Annotated in this window: 17 protein-coding genes and 1 riboswitch; all 17 genes read left to right on the top strand. The window is 37.6% G+C overall.

Translation table 11 applies throughout. From position 1 onward, the window contains the following. Positions 1-99 precede the first annotated feature (99 nt). On the top strand, positions 100-978 hold the full coding sequence (locus tag ACEN4I_RS02680; RefSeq protein ID WP_407101774.1) for a S1 RNA-binding domain-containing protein: 879 nt from the start codon (positions 100-102) through the stop codon (positions 976-978). A 77-nt stretch (positions 979-1,055) separates the two neighbouring features. After that, positions 1,056-1,946, top strand: coding sequence for a site-specific tyrosine recombinase XerD (gene xerD / locus ACEN4I_RS02685; protein ID WP_407097614.1), 891 nt, complete (start codon positions 1,056-1,058; stop codon positions 1,944-1,946). A 79-nt stretch (positions 1,947-2,025) separates the two neighbouring features. Then, positions 2,026-3,198: a phosphopentomutase gene (gene deoB / locus ACEN4I_RS02690; protein ID WP_407127507.1), complete on the top strand. Its 1,173-nt coding sequence runs from the start codon at positions 2,026-2,028 to the stop codon at positions 3,196-3,198. An 18-nt stretch (positions 3,199-3,216) separates the two neighbouring features. Then, positions 3,217-4,038: a purine-nucleoside phosphorylase gene (locus ACEN4I_RS02695; protein ID WP_407097616.1), complete on the top strand. Its 822-nt coding sequence runs from the start codon at positions 3,217-3,219 to the stop codon at positions 4,036-4,038. Positions 4,039-4,214: 176 nt separating this feature from the next. Continuing rightward, positions 4,215-5,534 carry a diaminopimelate decarboxylase gene (gene lysA, locus ACEN4I_RS02700; protein WP_407097623.1) on the top strand — a complete coding sequence of 440 codons (1,320 nt, stop codon included), beginning with the start codon at positions 4,215-4,217 and terminating at the stop codon, positions 5,532-5,534. 59 nt (positions 5,535-5,593) lie between these two features. Next, on the top strand, positions 5,594-5,953 hold the full coding sequence (locus tag ACEN4I_RS02705; RefSeq protein WP_407097617.1) for a GNAT family N-acetyltransferase: 360 nt from the start codon (positions 5,594-5,596) through the stop codon (positions 5,951-5,953). Between the two features lie 72 nt (positions 5,954-6,025). Continuing rightward, positions 6,026-6,796, top strand: coding sequence for a segregation/condensation protein A (locus tag ACEN4I_RS02710; RefSeq protein ID WP_407097618.1), 771 nt, complete (start codon positions 6,026-6,028; stop codon positions 6,794-6,796). Then, entirely contained in the window at positions 6,789-7,373 is a 585-nt protein-coding gene (gene scpB, locus ACEN4I_RS02715) for an SMC-Scp complex subunit ScpB (RefSeq protein ID WP_407097619.1), read from the top strand. Before ACEN4I_RS02710 ends, scpB begins: the two co-directional genes overlap by 8 nt. A gap of 34 nt (positions 7,374-7,407) precedes the next feature. Continuing rightward, on the top strand, positions 7,408-8,127 hold the full coding sequence (locus ACEN4I_RS02720; protein ID WP_407097620.1) for a pseudouridine synthase: 720 nt from the start codon (positions 7,408-7,410) through the stop codon (positions 8,125-8,127). A 237-nt stretch (positions 8,128-8,364) separates the two neighbouring features. Then, positions 8,365-9,087: a response regulator transcription factor gene (locus tag ACEN4I_RS02725; RefSeq protein WP_407101776.1), complete on the top strand. Its 723-nt coding sequence runs from the start codon at positions 8,365-8,367 to the stop codon at positions 9,085-9,087. A gap of 12 nt (positions 9,088-9,099) precedes the next feature. Beyond that, complete coding sequence (locus ACEN4I_RS02730; RefSeq protein WP_407101778.1) at positions 9,100-10,920, top strand: ATP-binding protein; 1,821 nt, start codon at positions 9,100-9,102, stop codon at positions 10,918-10,920. Between the two features lie 83 nt (positions 10,921-11,003). Next, positions 11,004-11,132, top strand: a riboswitch (FMN riboswitch). Positions 11,133-11,261: 129 nt separating this feature from the next. Further along, positions 11,262-11,849 (top strand): ECF transporter S component, encoded by a 588-nt coding sequence (locus tag ACEN4I_RS02735; protein ID WP_407101780.1) that lies wholly within the window; start codon positions 11,262-11,264, stop codon positions 11,847-11,849. Positions 11,850-11,998: 149 nt separating this feature from the next. Further along, positions 11,999-13,075 carry a helix-turn-helix domain-containing protein gene (locus ACEN4I_RS02740; RefSeq protein ID WP_407101782.1) on the top strand — a complete coding sequence of 359 codons (1,077 nt, stop codon included), beginning with the start codon at positions 11,999-12,001 and terminating at the stop codon, positions 13,073-13,075. Then, the gene (locus ACEN4I_RS02745) at positions 13,059-14,510 is read left to right on the top strand and encodes a RecQ family ATP-dependent DNA helicase (RefSeq protein WP_407101784.1); all 1,452 of its coding nucleotides are present in this window, start codon (positions 13,059-13,061) and stop codon (positions 14,508-14,510) included. The genes ACEN4I_RS02740 and ACEN4I_RS02745 overlap by 17 nt, the downstream gene beginning before the upstream one ends. Positions 14,511-14,570: 60 nt before the next feature. Beyond that, the gene (locus ACEN4I_RS02750; protein ID WP_407097650.1) at positions 14,571-15,209 is read left to right on the top strand and encodes a LysM peptidoglycan-binding domain-containing protein; all 639 of its coding nucleotides are present in this window, start codon (positions 14,571-14,573) and stop codon (positions 15,207-15,209) included. Positions 15,210-15,419: 210 nt separating this feature from the next. Then, on the top strand, positions 15,420-16,097 hold the full coding sequence (gene cmk / locus ACEN4I_RS02755) for a (d)CMP kinase (RefSeq protein WP_407101786.1): 678 nt from the start codon (positions 15,420-15,422) through the stop codon (positions 16,095-16,097). 96 nt (positions 16,098-16,193) lie between these two features. Then, positions 16,194-17,420: a 30S ribosomal protein S1 gene (rpsA, locus tag ACEN4I_RS02760; protein ID WP_407097652.1), complete on the top strand. Its 1,227-nt coding sequence runs from the start codon at positions 16,194-16,196 to the stop codon at positions 17,418-17,420. Positions 17,421-17,667: the final 247 nt, after the last annotated feature.

Consider the following 17,667-nt stretch of genomic DNA (forward strand, 5'->3'; position numbering starts at 1 on the left):
GAAATCTACTTTCTGGGAGTTTTTTCGTTTTAATTTGTATTTTACATAATAAAATTATGGTAAACTAAAAAAAGAAAAAACTTTAAGGAGTGTATAACTATGAATCAATCATTAGGAACAATTATTACGGGAATCGTAACCGATATTAATGACAAAGCTTACTTTGTGCAAAAGAGCGGTATTACTTATGAGCTGCCAAAGACGGAAACAACGTCATATGAACTTGGAGATGCTGTAGAAGGGTTTGCCTATGTTTCTTTAAACAAGGATTACAAGCTAACTCAAGATCTTCCTAAGGTACAAATCGGACAATATGCTTTCAGCAAAGTTATTGATGTACGCAGAGACTTAGGTGTTTTCGTGGATATTGGATTACCCGATAAAGAAATTGTTGTTTCGCTGGATGAATTGCCGACAGAAAAACAATTATGGCCTAAAAAAGGCGATCAATTATTAGTAACCCTTCGCGTGGATGAAAAAGACCGGATGTGGGGCGAATTAGCGGATGAAGAATTTTTTGTTTCATTGTCAAAAAAAGCTTCGGAAGAATTAGTCAATAAAGACATTAAAGGCATTGCTTACCGTTTAAAAGTTGTTGGAACCTATGTGTTGACAGAAGGCAATCATTTAGGCTTTATCCATCCTTCTCAAAGAGATGCAGAACCCAGACTAGGAGAAGAAATTTCTGGTCGTGTCATTGGAATCGGACAAGAAGGAACCGTCAATATTTCCTTAAAACCTAGAGCCCATGAAGCTATTCCTGAAGATGCGGCTATGTTGTTAGCCATCTTGGAACGTTCAAGAGATGGCAGCTTCCCATATACAGATAAAAGTTCTCCCGAAGAGATCAAATTGCATTTTGGAATCAGCAAAGGCCAATTCAAGCGCGCTATCGGAAACTTATTGAAACAACGAAAAATTGTTCAAGTTGACGGTGAAACACGCTTAGTAAAAAACGATTCAGCTGAACAGGAATAATGTTTAGACCGAATAGCGCACTTTTTGAAAAAGGAATTAAGAACCGACCTTTTTAAGCGGAATGGAGCGGATTTTAAGTGAAGGAAGATTTAGAAGAATACATCCGTTATTTGAGGATTGAACGTGGCTTAGCGGATAACACTATTGAAAGCTACAACAGAGACTTAAAACAGTATTTGGATCATTTAGCAAAAGAAGCCATAGACGATTGGCATCAAGTGGATCGGTATACGATATTATCTTTTCTACAGCACTTAAAAGAGCTGAAGAAGTCTTCTGCTACCGTTATTCGAATGGTTTCCAGTTTAAGAAGATTCCACCAATACTTGAAACAAGAACAACGGTCTTCTGTTGACCCGATGCTGCATATTGATACTCCAAAAAAAGCACAGACCTTACCAAAAGTGTTGTCGATGACAGAGGTCGAAAAAATGATTGAAACACCAAATGTGGATGAAGTTTTAGGCCTGAGAGACAGAGCTATTTTGGAAGTCATGTATGCGACAGGCTTGAGGGTATCCGAGTTGACAGAATTAAAAATGGATGATCTGCATTTATCTTTGGGGTTGATTCAGACCATTGGAAAAGGGGATAAAGAGCGGATCATTCCAATCGGTGATCTGGCTATCAAATGGATCGAAAACTATCTGAAGTATAGCCGAAGAAAACTAGAAAAACCGGATAAGAGAAGCCCTTATTTGTTTTTGAATCATCACGGAAGAAAATTAACTCGGCAAGGCATATGGAAAAACTTAAAAGCTTTAGTAGAAAAAGCTGGAATAGAAAAAGAAGTGACACCTCATACATTGCGGCATTCATTTGCGACACATCTGCTCGAAAATGGGGCTGATTTAAGAGTGGTGCAAGAGTTGCTGGGGCATTCGGATATTTCAACTACTCAAATATACACACACATTACTAAGCAGCGGATGGCAAAAGTATATAAAACCTATCATCCAAGAGCATAAAGACAGCGAAAACTCTCGATATTTTATCCGTTTTCATCTATAATTGGAGTGTCATACAGATAAGTTATAAGGAGGAATTATGTTGGAATATAAAAGAGTACATTTGATCGTAATGGATTCAGTAGGTATCGGAGAAGCTCCCGATGCTGATAAATTTAATGATGTAGGCAGTGACACATTAGGTCATATTGCTGAAGAAGTTGGGTTAAAGATCCCCCATTTAGAAAAATTAGGACTGGGAAATATTCGTCCTTTAAAAGGTGTTCAAAATATAGCTGACCACCTAGGTTACTACACTAAACTAGAAGAAGTATCTGTCGGAAAAGACACGATGACTGGACACTGGGAAATCATGGGATTGAATATCCAAACACCTTTTAGAGTATTTCCAGATGGTTTCCCAGATGACTTGATCCATAAAATCGAAGAACATACAGGACGTAAAATCGTTGGGAACAAACCAGCTAGTGGAACAGAGATTATTGATGAATACGGCGAACATCAAATGAAAACAGGTGATTTGATCGTTTATACATCAGCAGATCCTGTTCTTCAAATCGCAGCTCATGAAGAAGTCATTCCGTTAGAAGAATTGTACAGCATTTGCGAATATGTAAGAAACATTACTTTAGAAGATCCTTACATGATCGGCCGCATCATTGCCCGTCCATACCTAGGAGAACCAGGAAACTTCACGCGTACCAGCAATCGTCATGATTATGCGTTAGATCCATTCGGCAACACCGTCTTGGATTCCTTAAAAGATGCTGGAAAAGATGTGATCGCAATTGGTAAAATCAATGATATCTATAACGGACAAGGCATCACAGAGTTTGTTCGTACCAAGAGCAATATGGATGGCGTAGACCAACTATTAAAAATAATGGATAAAGAGTTTACCGGGTTAAGCTTTTTGAATCTAGTAGACTTTGATGCAGCTTTTGGTCATCGTCGTGATGTAAAAGGTTACGGTGAAGCTATTGAAGACTTTGACGGACGAATGGAAGAGATTCTTGGCAAATTGAGAGAAGACGATTTACTGTTGATTACAGCAGATCATGGAAATGATCCTACAGCACCAGGAACCGATCATACACGTGAATATGTACCATTATTGGCTTATTCTCCATCAATGAAACAAACAGGAGAATTGACTCAAGGACATTTTGCAGATATTGGAACCACTATTGCAGAGAATTTTGGTGTGCCTAGCACAGGATTTGGCGAAAGTTTTCTCGATCAATTAAACTAAACTATTCAGGAGGATATTATGACTCAAACCATGCAAGAAAGAATTACAGAAGCAGCAGCTTACATTAAAGAACAAGGGGTAACTCAAGTAGATGTAGGATTGATTCTTGGGTCAGGGCTTGGAGAATTGGGCGAAGAAGTAGAACAACCTATTGCGATCCCTTATGAAACGATTCCCCACTTCCCGGTGTCTACAGTTGTGGGACATGCTGGACAATTAGTATACGGTACATTAGGCGGACAAATGGTGTTAGCTATGCAAGGAAGATTCCATTACTATGAAGGGTATTCGTTGGAAGAAGTGACTTTCCCGGTTCGTGTGATGAAAGAATTAGGTATTCACTCTGTTGTTGTCACGAATGCTGCAGGTGGAGTCAATACATCATTTGAACCTGGCGATCTAATGATGATCACAGATCAAATCAACTTCACAGGCGTCAATCCTTTGCATGGCCCTAACGATGAGAATCTAGGACCGCGTTTTGCAGATATGAGTCATGCTTATGATGCGGAATACCAAGAAATAGTGCGCAAAGTAGCACAAGAGCAAGGTATCGCTTTACAAGAAGGAGTTTACATGGGCTTTTCTGGTCCAACCTACGAGACGCCTGCAGAAATCAGAATGGCTCGTACTTTTGGAGCAGATGCAGTTGGAATGTCAACTGTACCGGAAGTAATCGTAGCAAATCATGGTGGATTAAGAGTCATGGGTGTTTCTTGCATCACTAACTTAGCTGCTGGCATGCAAGCTAACCTGAATCACGAGGAAGTGGTTGAAACCACTACTCGCGTAAAAGAAACATTCAAGTCTTTTGTAAAAGCTATTTTAGCGAATATGTAAATCCGCAACAATTTTAGAGGGGTACAAAATCAGCAAGGTGTTAGATCAAAATCACTATTTGATCTAACACCTTCCTATTTGCACAGAGCCAAGCTGTTGTTTAGGCACGTTGTGAAAAACCGTATATTATGATACAGTATCTAAAGTATATTAAGGGAGTAAGGGGTATGGTAAAGATGAATGAAAATATGTTGACTGGAACAATGAAAATCAATGCTGACAATCATTTAGAGATCGGCGGAGTCGATACAGTGGATTTAGTCCAAAAATACGGTACTCCCATCTATGTTTACGATATTGCACGAATAAAAGCACAAGCAAATGAATTTAAAACAGCTTTCGCAGATAAAAATGTCACTGCACAAGTCGCTTATGCGAGTAAAGCTTTTTCCTGTTTAGCCTTGTATCAAATCTTAGCTAAAGAAGGCGTTTCATTAGATGTGGTTTCTGGCGGAGAATTGTATACTGCTATCCAAGCAAAATTTCCAAGTCATAAAATCCATTTTCATGGGAACAATAAGTCTGAAGAAGAAATACAAGCTGCATTAGACTATCAAATCGGCTGTTTTGTAGTAGATAATTTTTATGAATTGGACCTATTAGATAGGTTGACGCGGAACTGTGAACAACATACGAAAGTTCTTATTCGAGTTACACCTGGAGTGGAAGCTCATACGCATGAATATATATCTACTGGTCAAGTGGATTCAAAATTTGGATTCGATATGAATAGTGGACAAGCCGAACGGGCTCTTCAATTGATTTCCAAAATGCCTTATCTTGAGGTATTAGGGTTACATAGCCATATCGGATCGCAAATTTTTGAGACGGACGGCTTTAAAATGGCTATCGAACGACTATTCAGCCAAACTAAAAAGTGGCAGACAGATTTTGGTTTCGAGTTGAAGGTGCTGAATCTCGGTGGCGGATTTGGTATCCGTTATGTGCCGGAAGATGAACCTCTAGCTATTGAAGAACATGTAAAAGCGATTATTTCGGAAATGGAGTCCAGTACAGCACGCTTAGATTTGCCTATACCAGAAATTTGGATCGAACCAGGCCGAAGTTTAGTGGGAGATGCAGGAATTACGTTGTATCAAACAGGTTCACAGAAACACATTCCAGAGGTGAGAAATTATTTGGCTGTGGACGGAGGTATGTCAGATAACATTCGTCCAGCCTTATATGATGCAAAATATACAGGTATTTTAGCAAATAGAGCCGGTGCCCCTGTCGATGACGTGTATTCCATAGCAGGAAAAGCCTGTGAATCAGGTGATATGCTGATCTGGGATTTACCGTTGCCTAAACCGGCGTCTAAAGATATTTTAGCTGTTTTCAGTACAGGTGCATATGGCTATGCAATGGCAAGTAATTACAATCGTATTCCTCGCCCGCCAGTGGTTTTTGTCGAAAATGGAAAAGACTTCTTGGCAATTAAACGCGAAACGTATGCAGATTTAATGAAATTAGAGCAATCTATTGTATTAGAGTAATTTTTAGATACTGTAAAAAAGCTGTTTGTTCAAGCTTTTTGAAACATCAGGAGGATAATATGTTAGTAGGCTATAAGAAAAACTATAAAAAAATCACGATGGGATTATTATCGTTTATTCCAGACTTAAAAGACATTCAACGATTGAATGATGAAATGGAATGGTATGAACGAGAAGAAAACCGGCAACTGTACTTGTGGTCAAGTGAAGAAACAAGTGATTTTATTGGAGTAATAGGGGTAGAAGCTGGAGAAGAAATGGTATTGCTTCGTCATATTGCTATCAATCCTTCGTATCGTAATGAAGGGATTAGTTTTGATATGTTAAATGCTTTAGAAGAAATGTATCCAAATCAAAAAATTATCAGCACCTTGGAAACAGGTCAAATCGTTGCGAAATGGGAATTAGAAAAGAAATGATGAGAAATTAGGGGGGATTTATGTTCCAACGTTGGAATATGGAAAACCTAAAGTATAAGGAGGATAACATCAATGTCAGAGATCACTATAAAAATTGATGTTTTCGAAGGACCTCTGGATTTATTGCTGCATTTAATACAGCAATTAGAAGTAGATATTTATGATATTCCAATTGCGGAGATCACTTCTCAGTACTTGGCATACGTCCATACAATGAAAATGTTGGAACTGGACGTGGCAGGAGATTATTTGATCATGGCAGCCACTTTAATGGCCATAAAAAGCAAATTATTATTGCCGAAGCCGGATTTAGATGAAGAGGAAGATTTCTATGAAGAAGGAATAGATCCAAGAGAAGCACTAGTGGATCAATTGTTGGAATATCAAAAATACAAACAAGCGGCTTCTATGTTGAAATCAAAAGAAGAAGAGAGAAGTCTTTATTTTACAAAAGAACCCAGTAATTTAGAAGATTATCAAATCGATATTGAACTGGAGCCGGAAAAAGTTCAAGTGATCGATTTAGTTTTGGCATTTCAAGAAATGTTGTCTAAAAAGAAACTAAAAGCGCCAGTTCAGACTAGAATTGTTTCTGAAGAAGTGACTTTAGAAGAAAAAATGGACACCATCATTCATAAAATAAAACGTCACGGGAAAAGCAACCCGATTTTATTTTCAGAATTATTTGATTCTGGTGACCGAAATGAAATTGTACTGACTTTTTTAGCCTTATTGGAATTAATGAAAGGCAAAGAAATTGAGATCCAGCAGGAGAAAGCATTTGAAGAAATCAAGATTTTTTCAACGGATTCAGAACGAATAGGAGCGAGTATACATGGATGAAGCGGCAATTGAGGCATTGCTTTTTGTTGCAGGAGATGAAGGTTTGTCTTTAGAAGAAATTGCCTCCTTATTGGAAACCTCAACCCAAACAGTCTATGCTGAGTTAATGAAGTTGCAAGAAAAATACAAAATCAGTGAAAGCGGTTTGACTTTATTGGAAGTTGGAAACCGATTTGAATTAGCTACCAAGAAAGAGTATTCGACGGTTGTAAAAAAATATGCTGCTTCTCCTTTCGCTACAAACTTATCCCAAGCTGGACTAGAAACCTTGGCTATCATCGCTTACAAACAGCCAATCACGCGAATGGAAATCGATGAGATCCGTGGTGTGCAGTCTAGTGGATCTTTACAGAAGCTGGTTTTAAGAGGATTGATCAAAGAAAGAGGACGAGTGGAAACTCCCGGTCGTCCAATTCTGTATGGAACAACCGATTATTTTATGGATTATTTTGGGTTGAAAAAACTGTCAGAATTGCCGGATATAACTGAACTGGACATGGAGAATGAAGAGAAAGAAACGGATTTGTTTTTTGAACGTTTCAATGAGCAGTTCAATGATGCCATGAACAATCATTAAATAGAATCGTATAAAAAATAAGGGGTGAAAACGTGTGGAAAGATTACAAAAGGTAATGGCACATGCGGGCGTGGATTCACGACGCAAATGTGAGACTTTAATTACACAAGGACGTGTAAAAGTAAATGGAAAAGTAGTAACTGAGTTGGGCGTTCAAGTCAATCAAAGTGATTTGATCGAAGTGGACAATATTCCAGTTGATCGGGAAGAACCTGTATACTTTTTATTGAATAAACCGAGGAATATGATTACAGCCGTTTCAGATGACAAAGGAAGACCAGTCGTAACGGATTTATTTTTTGGTGTTGAACAACGCATCTACCCTGTGGGCCGCTTAGATTATGATACTACAGGTGCACTGATTCTGACCAATGATGGAGAATTTTCTCAATTATTGATGCATCCAAAACATGAGATAGAAAAGGTCTATGTGGCTAAAGTAAAAGGCTTGATTCAACGTAAAACATTGCGTCAACTTGAAAAAGGTGTCGTGATTGAAGGGAAAAAGACTGCTCCAGCCTCAACGAAATTGTTGTCTTCAAATGTTGAAAAACAAACTTCTATTGTACAGATTACTATTCATGAAGGTAGAAATCGACAAGTTAAAAAGATGTTTGAAGCAGTAGGGCATCCCGTTCAAAAATTGACTAGAGAAGCCTATGGAAATCTAAATTTAAACGGACTTAACTCAGGGGACTGGCGAGAATTAAAACATTTTGAAGTTCAGCAATTGCGTGAATTAGCAAAAGATTAGTCAACTCTGCTAAAGAGCATTCGCTTTTTGATTTTTATCAAAAGCGAATGTTTTTTTTGAACAAATTGTGTCTTAGGTATGTTATGATTAATTTATGCTTTTTAATAAGAAAATGTAAGTGCTGCCGAATTGGAGTTTATTCAATTGGATGAAAGCGAATCAGTTGATTAAGATACTTTACGTTCTGTATAATGAACTCAATAAAGTATACACTTGGCGAAAGGGTGTAAGATTATTATGAATAATGAAACAGTAAATATACTTGTAGTGGATGATGAAGACCGTATTCGTCGTTTGTTGAAAATGTATTTAGAACGCGAAAACTATGTGGTCTCCGAAGCATGTGATGGTGAAGAAGCTTTAGAAATGGCTTTAGAAAATGATTACGATTTGATTTTATTGGACTTGATGATGCCGAACATGGACGGTATTGAAGCAGCAGAAAAGATCAGAGAAGAAAAAGCGACACCTATTATGATGATCACTGCTAAAGGAGAAGAAACGAACCGGATCCAAGGGTTTGAAATTGGAGCAGATGATTATATCGTTAAACCTTTTAGTCCTCGTGAAGTGGTTTTAAGGGTCATTGCTGTATTGAAAAGAACACATGTGGAGAAAAAAGATGAAGAGGATTCCGATGTGATCACAACGCCTCATATCGAGATTGACAACCGGTCGCATACCGTTTTTGTCGACAAAGCTGTTATCAATCTTACACCAAAAGAATATGATCTTCTGCTTTATTTAATGAAATCTCCCAATCAAATTTTCGGTAGAGAACAATTATTAAGAGAAGTATGGAAATACGAGTTCTTTGGTGATTTAAGAACGGTTGATACCCATATCAAACGCCTAAGAGAAAAATTAGCCAAACAATCTAAAGAAGCATCAAAAAATATTGTAACGGTTTGGGGTTTGGGGTATAAATTTAATGCGTATCCTGAGGACTCAGAAAAGTAGGTCGAGAAGTAAATGAGAGTAACCAACATTTCTACAAAAATATGGCTGATTATTATGGGGATCATAGGATTGTTTTTTTTTACATGTATCTTGTCTTTTCGTTCTTTGTACAATCAAAGTATAGAACGGCAATACATCATAGAGTTTGAAGAAACGATTCTGGAAATAGAAAACTATGTTGAAACAAATCCACAGCTGTTCTTAGAGCAGCTCGATAATATTAATAATGCCAGTATGCATATTCAATACAGAGTATTCAACAATGAGGATTTAGCTCAGCAAGTTGATTTAAATAACCTTGGTTTAACGGATTTTCAACAAAAGGTGATTGAAGATCCCAAAGTACTGACTATTTTAAAAGAAAGAGATGACGCACAGATTGTTCAAACGGTACGTCAAGAAAACCGTTTAAAAGCTCCTTTTATTCTGCGTTTATATAATTTTGAGGCAAATCAACAAGACATGCTGCTCATCTCTTTCGGAGATTTATCCTTCCTGAATGAAATGCAAAGCAGTTTTAGAGATTGGATAGCGATTATCATCGTATTTTATTTGATTATTGGAGTCTGGTCGTTTTATTATTTGAGGAAACGTCTAGGTGAACCTGTGACTGAACTTCGAGATATTGCTTTTGATTACGCTACAAATGATTTTAGTCGAAAAGCTCAAGTGAGGCATAAAGACGAATTGTCTCAATTAGGTTTAGCGATGAATAAAATGGCTCGTTCTTTAGAAACCAGCGGTGCAGCAACAAGACAAGAAAAAGAGTTACTGGAAAATATCGTTACCAGTATCACCACCGGGATTTTATATTACAATCAGGATAAAACTTTATTGATGTCCAATCCCAGTGGAGAAGAGTTTTTAGAAAACTCCGAACAAGGGTATTTACCAGAAGACATTCGAGTACCAAGTTTTTTACAAAAAAAAATCGAAGAAGTGATTTCAACTTCAGAAAAAATACATTTTGAGCATATTGCCAATGATTATTATTATGAAGTCTACATTATCCCTTTGTTTGATGAAAATATTGAAAGTGTACGGGGTGTTCTGGTTTCTGCGCAAGATGTCACTCAAGAACGGCGTCTGGACACTATGAGGATCGATTTCATCAACAATGTTTCTCACGAACTGCGGACTCCTTTAGTGATGATCCAAGGGTACAGTGAAGCAATTGTAGACGATATTGCAGAAACAAAAGAAGAAAAACAGGAGATGGCGAAGATCATTGGAGAAGAATCACGCCGAATGAATCGTATGGTCAATGAAATGCTTGACTTATCAAGAGTAGAGTCCGGGTACATTACCCTAGAAAAGACCAAGGTCAATCTTCCGCAATTCTTCAATCAATTGTTCTCACGATTCAGTACGATGGCTTCCAATGGAAATGTCGCTTTGAGTTTAGACATACAGCCTAATTTAGAAACGTACATTATGGATAGAGATAAAATGGACCAAGTTTTTGTCAATTTAGTAAACAATGCTATCCGTCATACGATTATGGCTGACCGAGAAAAAGGACAAGTTAAAATCAAAGTATATTTAGATGTTATCGTGGATGAAGTTCTTATGGAAGTACAAGATAATGGAACAGGCATTCCCGAAGAGGATATCCCCTTTGTTTTTGAACGATTTTATAAAGCGGACAAGTCTAGAGCTACTCAAAGAGATAACCGTATTGGAACGGGAATCGGCTTGTCATTGGTCAAAAATATTGTAGAAGCACATGAAGGCTATGCAGAAGTGAAAAGTGAATTGGGCAAAGGTTCCAGTTTTATTGTTCATATGCCTTACATTGATGAAAATGAAATTGATATTGAGGAAAATAAGTAATTTACTAAAAAAAAGTAAGTGGAGTGCTTGATTTTTTTTTCACAATAAGATATAATGTTTTATGTAAGGAAAATAAAAAATTGATTCGTCTTCAGGGGCAGGGTGTAATTCCCGACCGGTGGTAAAGTCCACGAACTGAATGAGCTTACTCATTCTGGTTGAACTGGTGTAATTCCAGTACCGACAGTAAAGTCTGGATAAAGAAGATGGGGTTATTTGAATCGTTATATATTCAAATGCTCCGTTTGCTATTCTGAAGAAGAGCAGACGGAGCATTTTTTATTTCTATTCGTATTAACCGCAAGATGCTCACGCTGATGAATCCTTTTAGGAGGATTTTTATGCAAACAAGAAATACAAAGAAAATGGTTGGAGTAGCTATATTAGGCGCTATGTCGTTTATCCTGATCAACTTCTCTTTTCCATTAGTACCAGGAGTCTCTTTTTTGAAAGTAGATTTCAGCGATATGCCTAGTATCATCGGAATGTTTTTATACGGTCCAGTTGGTGGCATTGCTATCGCGTTTATCCGAAGTTTATTACATTATGTACAAACTGGTGGAGATGCTGGATTCCCAATTGGAGATGCTACAAGCTTTATCGCTTCCGTAGCGTATCTTCTTCCTCTTTACGCGGTTGTCCGTGCAAAAGGAACATCTTTGAAAGGTCTCATCCTAGGTAGTGCTGCTGGAACCATTGTCTTGACGATCGTGTTGTCAGTATTGAATTACTATGTTGTTGCACCACTTTACATGATGGTCTTAAATTTTGATGTTGGTCCAATGATAAATTACGTATTGTATGGAGTACTTCCATTTAATATTGCAAAAGGTTTCTTGATCAGTGTAGTCTTTATTGTATTATTTGGTAAATTAAAACCATGGCTTTTACGAAATAGCCGATACAAACAGGTTTCTGTAAATAAATAATCACACAAGCAAAAAAACTGCCTTTAGGGCAGTTTTTTTTGTACCAAAAACAATATTTTAGGTCTATATTTGGTATAGTAAGGTTAAGAGATCTCAACTGCCTCTTTTAATGAAACAGAAATTTAACATGTAAAGGCTGGAAAAAAGTCATGGCACTCACATATAACGACTTATTTATATTAGCTCTTTTTTCTAACACTCAAGCTAAAAAAGGGTCAACGGTATTTCATATTCTGCAAGGGAAGCGGACAGCTTCTATTTTATATCGTGCAGTAGATTATTCCTTGGAACCTTTTTTTGGTTTTTTCCCACAACTAGATCGTTCAGTGTTTTATCAAAAATTAGAAGAGTTGACCTCTAGTGGGTATTTATTGTATACGCATGACAGCAAAGAATACCTTCTATCACAAACAGGTGAAAACAGTGTTCGACAATATCTTTCAGATCATTATCAGCCACATCATTTAAACTGGTTGACACAAGGTCGTATGGTACGAGACGTTCAACGAAAGATCTATTTTATTACCCAAATTCTCTCGGAAATCCGGTATGAAAATAAACGCTATTTACCTGTAGAAAAAGAGTATGATATTCAACAATGGGTCAAGAGGTGGATTGCAACACAATCCAAGCCCCTTAAAGAGTTGACAGCTGCCTTTGGGATGGAGTGGAAAGTACTCCTATCTAATTTAGAAACAGAAAATGCGGTTATTTTAGTTCATCTGATGTCGGGACATGATATCGTAGGTTTGACCAAAAAACAACTGGCACAACAAATGAATATCCCGGAATTGGAGATTACGGTAAGGCAATACGACTCTATGAGTTATCTTATCCAACAAATTCATGAAATCTATCAACAAGTTCCTTTATTGGCCTCCATCGTAAAAGACACGGCTGCTCCTAATAAGAATGGGTTGTCACATAGCGCCAAAGAAACAGCTTTGTTACTGGAAAAAGGATTTTCTATTGAAAAAATTGTTCACATCCGTCGGTTAAAGAAAAGCACCATTTCCGAACACTTGATAGAGTTGGTGATTCTTTTTCCAACAGTAGAGATTGAGCCATTTATACCAAAAGAAATCTACACTTCTTTAAAGACATTGCTGGCAGATTCTCCGGAAGTTTCATTTCAAGAAGCTTCAGACCGTCTTGTTAATTTGGAATTCTGGTGGTTTCGATTAATGCAAATTGAAAGGAGGAGAGCAAATGAAGGAAAAAACTGATATATATCAATTGTTAGCCGACAAATTTGGTTTCCACAGTTTTAGAGAAGGGCAAGAAGAAGCGATAACAGCGGCTTTGTCGGGACAACATTCACTAGTGATGCTGCCTACTGGGACTGGAAAATCGATTTGTTACCAATTGACTGGCTACGCCCTGGGCGGTACTACCGTTATCATCTCTCCTTTGATTTCATTGATGCAAGATCAAGTAGAACAATTAAAAATGAACGGCGAAAAAAGAGTGGTTGCACTGAACAGTATGCTTCCATCCAGATACAAACGGCAAGTACTGAACCAATTGCATCAATTTAAATTTATTTATTTGTCTCCTGAGATGCTGCACCAGCCAACGGTTTTAGAAGCGCTGAAGAAAATCCAGTTGAATTTATTTGTGGTGGATGAAGCTCATTGCATTTCACAATGGGGAATGGATTTTAGGCCGGAATATTCTACTTTAGGAGCGGTGCGAAAAGTCCTTGGAAACCCTCTGACAATGGCTTTAACTGCTACAGCTACTCCGCGAGTAAGAGAAGAGATTTTAACGAGTTTAAAGCTGGATCGCAGCACTACTCAACAGGTACTTTATTCTGTCAATCGATCCAATATAGCATTTGGAACGATTTTGTGTGAAAATAATAAAAACGAATTGATTATTGAGCAACTGCAAAAATTACAAAAGCCAGGTATTATCTATTTTTCAAGCAAAAAGAAAGCTGATGAAATCGCTGGGATGATTCGAGCGAAAACGGCTCTGTCAGCAGAAAGTTACCACTCCAGTTTAGAGACAGAAGATAAAATAAAAATCCAAAATCAGTTTATCCAAGATCAAATCGACATCATTTGTGCAACCAGTGCTTTTGGAATGGGAATCAATAAAAACAATATCCGGTTTGTGTTCCATTATCATTTACCTGCCAGTCCAGAGGCTTATCTGCAAGAAGTAGGAAGAGCTGGAAGAGACGGTGACCCTAGTATAGCTTTGCTATTTTATGAACGAGGAGATCATTTTATTCATCAGCGGTTCCAAGAAGAAGCACTTCCGTCAGATGAGGTGATCGAAATGGTGTACCGGGATCCGTCTAAATTAGATTTGGTCCACAAAGATGATGTTCATAAACAATTGTTGAGTTACTTTATAGAGACTCAGCAACCTATCCAAGAAGTTAAACAGAAAATAGCTTTGCAGCGACAAATAAAAGAAAATCAGCTCTATTTTATGCTGCACTACATTCAAACAGCGGATTGTAAACGAGAGATGCTGCTGCATTATTTCGAAGAGACCTTGCAACATAAGCCTGAACAGTGTTGTATATCTTGTGGGATCAATTTCGAAAAATATGAGCTGCCTCATGAAAGCAGAGAACATAGTCATAAAGAGTTCAAAAATGAATGGGAAAACAGGCTAAATGACTTATTTTTGTTGAAAAATTTATGAGGAAAAGAGACTAATCCTATGCTATAATAATCTAGAAGTTTAGAAAGGAGAGGGATTAAGATGGCCAGAAAGAAAAAAGGTCATTCAAATGATACAGACGAATTATGGTCTCGTACATTTGATGAAAATGAGGGATATACAAATGGCAATTACTCAAGAACGGAAAGAAAAAAAGCGGATAAAGCTATATCACCTGTATTGAAGTCATTATGGATATTTTTAGCCCTTTTTATTATTTTACCAACTAGTGCTTATATTTTTTATACTCACAACGCTCAAAATACAACTGAACCTGAAACTGAAAAATTAGTGGTTAAAGAAAACGAATCAAGCGAAAGCAGTCAAGCAGAAGAATCAGAAAGCGAATCAATGGGTTCAGAATCGGAAGAAGTTGAGGAGTCTAAAGCAGTTCAATCTGAAAGTGAAACTACTCAGGCCGAGGCAGCTTCTAGCGAACCGGAAAGTGCTGCATCTTCTAAAGTTGTGGAAAGCGAATCTCAATCTGTTCAAGAAAGTACAGTCAGTGAAGAATCTACAGAAGTTGTTGAATCTCAAACGACTAATACTTATACGGTTAAAGCAGGCGATAACTTATACAGAATCGCGTTGAACCATGGTATGTCGACCGATCAATTAAAATCGTTAAATGGATTAACAACGGATGAAGTGTCAGTAGGCACTACACTTGTCGTAAACTGATGTAGAGTAAAAGGAAAATTTCCTGTTACTCAGTTGAATCAGGAGCTTGTCTTTTTTTTCAGACCGTTAACAATAAATAGTCTTTTAAAGGAGCTGTGACACAACTGTCTTGGCTCCTCTATTTTTGCGCAAAATTTTTGTGAGTAAATCGCTTATCTGATGTATAATAACAGATAGTGATATTTTGTAAGAACAGAAAGTAGGTTAATCATGAATAAAAAAATTAAAATTGCGATTGATGGTCCAGCATCTGCTGGGAAAAGTACCGTAGCCAAAATATTGGCCAGTGAATTAAATTACGTTTATTGTGACACAGGAGCAATGTACCGCGTACTGACATTGCAAGCATTGAGACACGAAATAGACGTAGAGGATGAAGAAAAGCTGGTAGCTTTACTAAAAGATACTCAGATCTCATTTGAACCGGACGAAAATCAACAAAAAGTATTTTTGAATCATGAGAACGTTACGGCGGATATCAGACAACCAGATGTGACCAACAATGTTTCAGCTGTCTCTGCTCATAAAGGTGTTCGGGAAGAATTGGTACGCCGCCAGCAAGAGATTGCTCAAGCAGGCGGCATTGTAATGGATGGCAGAGACATTGGAACCGCCGTCTTGCCAGATGCTGAAGTGAAAATTTTCTTAGTGGCCAGTGCAAAAGAAAGAGCTGAAAGAAGATACAAAGAAAATATCGGTAAAGGGATTACTACTCCATTAGAGGTATTGCAAAAAGAAATAGAAGACCGTGATTACAAAGATTCTCACCGAAAAGTGTCTCCGTTGGTACAAGCTGAGGATGCCATTCGTTTAGATACGACTAGTCTGTCAATCGAACAAGTGGTGGATAAAATGAAAGAATTGATGAGTAATTTCATTGAATTTTAATCTTTTTTAGGAAATGCATGTCTTTTATTGGCATTCTGCTGTATAATTCGGTAAAATAAACATGTAGGATTTATTTGGTTATTAGGAGGAAGTCACATGACAGAAAATGAGAACATGCATGAAGTAGAAGAACAACAATCTATGTCAGAAGTAATGAAGGATGTTGAAGAAATCAATATCGGCGACGTTGTCCAAGGCGAAGTGTTAGCAATTGACGAAAACAAACAAGCAATCGTTGGGCTAGGCGGCGGACTAGAAGGAGTTATTCCACATAATGAATTGTCGGCATCTCCTTTTGAAAATGTGTCAGATGTCATCACTGTAGGCGAAACGCTTGATTTAGTGGTCATCAAAGAAAGCAAAGATAAAGAAAATGGCAGCTATATGTTGTCCAAACGACGCATTGATGCGAAAAAAGTTTGGGAAAAAATCCAAAAAGAATACGAAGAAGGCACTATTATTGAAGCTCCAGTTACGAATGTCGTAAAAGGCGGCCTAGTAGTAGATGTTGGCGTTCGCGGTTTTGTTCCTGCTTCTATGGTAGAAGTACAATTTGTAGAAGATTTTTCTGAATATAAAGGAAAAACATTGACCTTTAAAATCATTGAAATCGAACCAAGCGAAAATCGTTTGATTCTTTCTCATAAAGCTGTTGTTGAAGCTGAAAATGAAGCTAAAAAAGGCGAAGTTCTTGACAGCTTAGTAGAAGGCGACGTGGTCAAAGGAACAGTGGCTCGTTTAACAAACTTTGGTGCTTTTATTGATCTTGGCGGAGTTGACGGGTTGGTTCATATCTCTCAAATTTCTTACGGTCACGTGAATGAACCAGGTGATGTATTGACTGTGGGAGAAGAAGTGGACGTGAAAGTCCTTTCTGTCAATAAAGAAGAAGGCCGTATTTCACTATCTATTAAAGATACCTTGCCAGGACCTTGGGAAGATATTGAAGAGCGCGCTACTGCAGGGGCAGTACTTGATGGTGAAGTGAAACGTCTAACCAGCTTCGGAGCTTTTGTGGAAGTATTCCCGGGAGTAGAAGGATTGGTTCACATTTCTCAAATTTCACACAATCATATCGCAACACCGCATGAAGTATTAAATGTGGGAGATAAGATCAAAGTGAAAGTATTGTCTGTCAGTCCAGAAGAACAACGCTTGTCATTAAGTATCAAAGCGTTGGAAGCTAAACCAGAGCGTATCCATCAAGAACCTAAGGCTGAGGAAGTTCCAGAAATGGACGAAGATACCGGTTTTACATTAGGAGATTTGATTGGAGACCAACTAGCAGATCTTGACACAGAAGATCAAAACGAAGACAACTAATTCTTTATAAATAAGCGTATGGTTCTAGTTGGAACCATACGCTTATTTTTGTATCAAAAAATAAAAATGAGAAACTTGTCCATAATGTAACAATAAAATGGTAAAATAGGGTAAAATACAAGTATGTGTAAAATAGTTCTCGAGAGCCAATAATTTTACTGGAAAAAAGAAAGAAGGCACTTTATCATAAATGTATGCTTTGCAGGGCAAATACATAAATGAAAGAGGCCTTCTTATGGATAAGATT

Source organism: Desemzia sp. FAM 23990 (assembly GCF_045528485.1).
Taxonomy (GTDB): Bacteria; Bacillota; Bacilli; order Lactobacillales; family Carnobacteriaceae; genus Desemzia.

Excerpts from the sequence above, each read along its gene's own strand:
- ACEN4I_RS02735 (WP_407101780.1), top strand. The coding sequence starts at position 11,262 with ATGCAAACAAGAAATACAAAGAAAATGGTTGGAGTAGCTATATTAGGC.
- scpB (WP_407097619.1), top strand. The coding sequence starts at position 6,789 with ATGGATGAAGCGGCAATTGAGGCATTGCTTTTTGTTGCAGGAGATGAA.
- ACEN4I_RS02680 (WP_407101774.1), top strand. The coding sequence starts at position 100 with ATGAATCAATCATTAGGAACAATTATTACGGGAATCGTAACCGATATT.
- ACEN4I_RS02750 (WP_407097650.1), top strand. The coding sequence starts at position 14,571 with ATGGCCAGAAAGAAAAAAGGTCATTCAAATGATACAGACGAATTATGG.
- ACEN4I_RS02705 (WP_407097617.1), top strand. The coding sequence starts at position 5,594 with ATGTTAGTAGGCTATAAGAAAAACTATAAAAAAATCACGATGGGATTA.
- ACEN4I_RS02695 (WP_407097616.1), top strand. The coding sequence starts at position 3,217 with ATGACTCAAACCATGCAAGAAAGAATTACAGAAGCAGCAGCTTACATT.
- rpsA (WP_407097652.1), top strand. The coding sequence starts at position 16,194 with ATGACAGAAAATGAGAACATGCATGAAGTAGAAGAACAACAATCTATG.
- lysA (WP_407097623.1), top strand. The coding sequence starts at position 4,215 with ATGAATGAAAATATGTTGACTGGAACAATGAAAATCAATGCTGACAAT.
- deoB (WP_407127507.1), top strand. The coding sequence starts at position 2,026 with ATGTTGGAATATAAAAGAGTACATTTGATCGTAATGGATTCAGTAGGT.
- ACEN4I_RS02730 (WP_407101778.1), top strand. The coding sequence starts at position 9,100 with ATGAGAGTAACCAACATTTCTACAAAAATATGGCTGATTATTATGGGG.
- ACEN4I_RS02710 (WP_407097618.1), top strand. The coding sequence starts at position 6,026 with ATGTCAGAGATCACTATAAAAATTGATGTTTTCGAAGGACCTCTGGAT.
- cmk (WP_407101786.1), top strand. The coding sequence starts at position 15,420 with ATGAATAAAAAAATTAAAATTGCGATTGATGGTCCAGCATCTGCTGGG.
- ACEN4I_RS02725 (WP_407101776.1), top strand. The coding sequence starts at position 8,365 with ATGAATAATGAAACAGTAAATATACTTGTAGTGGATGATGAAGACCGT.
- ACEN4I_RS02740 (WP_407101782.1), top strand. The coding sequence starts at position 11,999 with ATGGCACTCACATATAACGACTTATTTATATTAGCTCTTTTTTCTAAC.
- ACEN4I_RS02745 (WP_407101784.1), top strand. The coding sequence starts at position 13,059 with ATGAAGGAAAAAACTGATATATATCAATTGTTAGCCGACAAATTTGGT.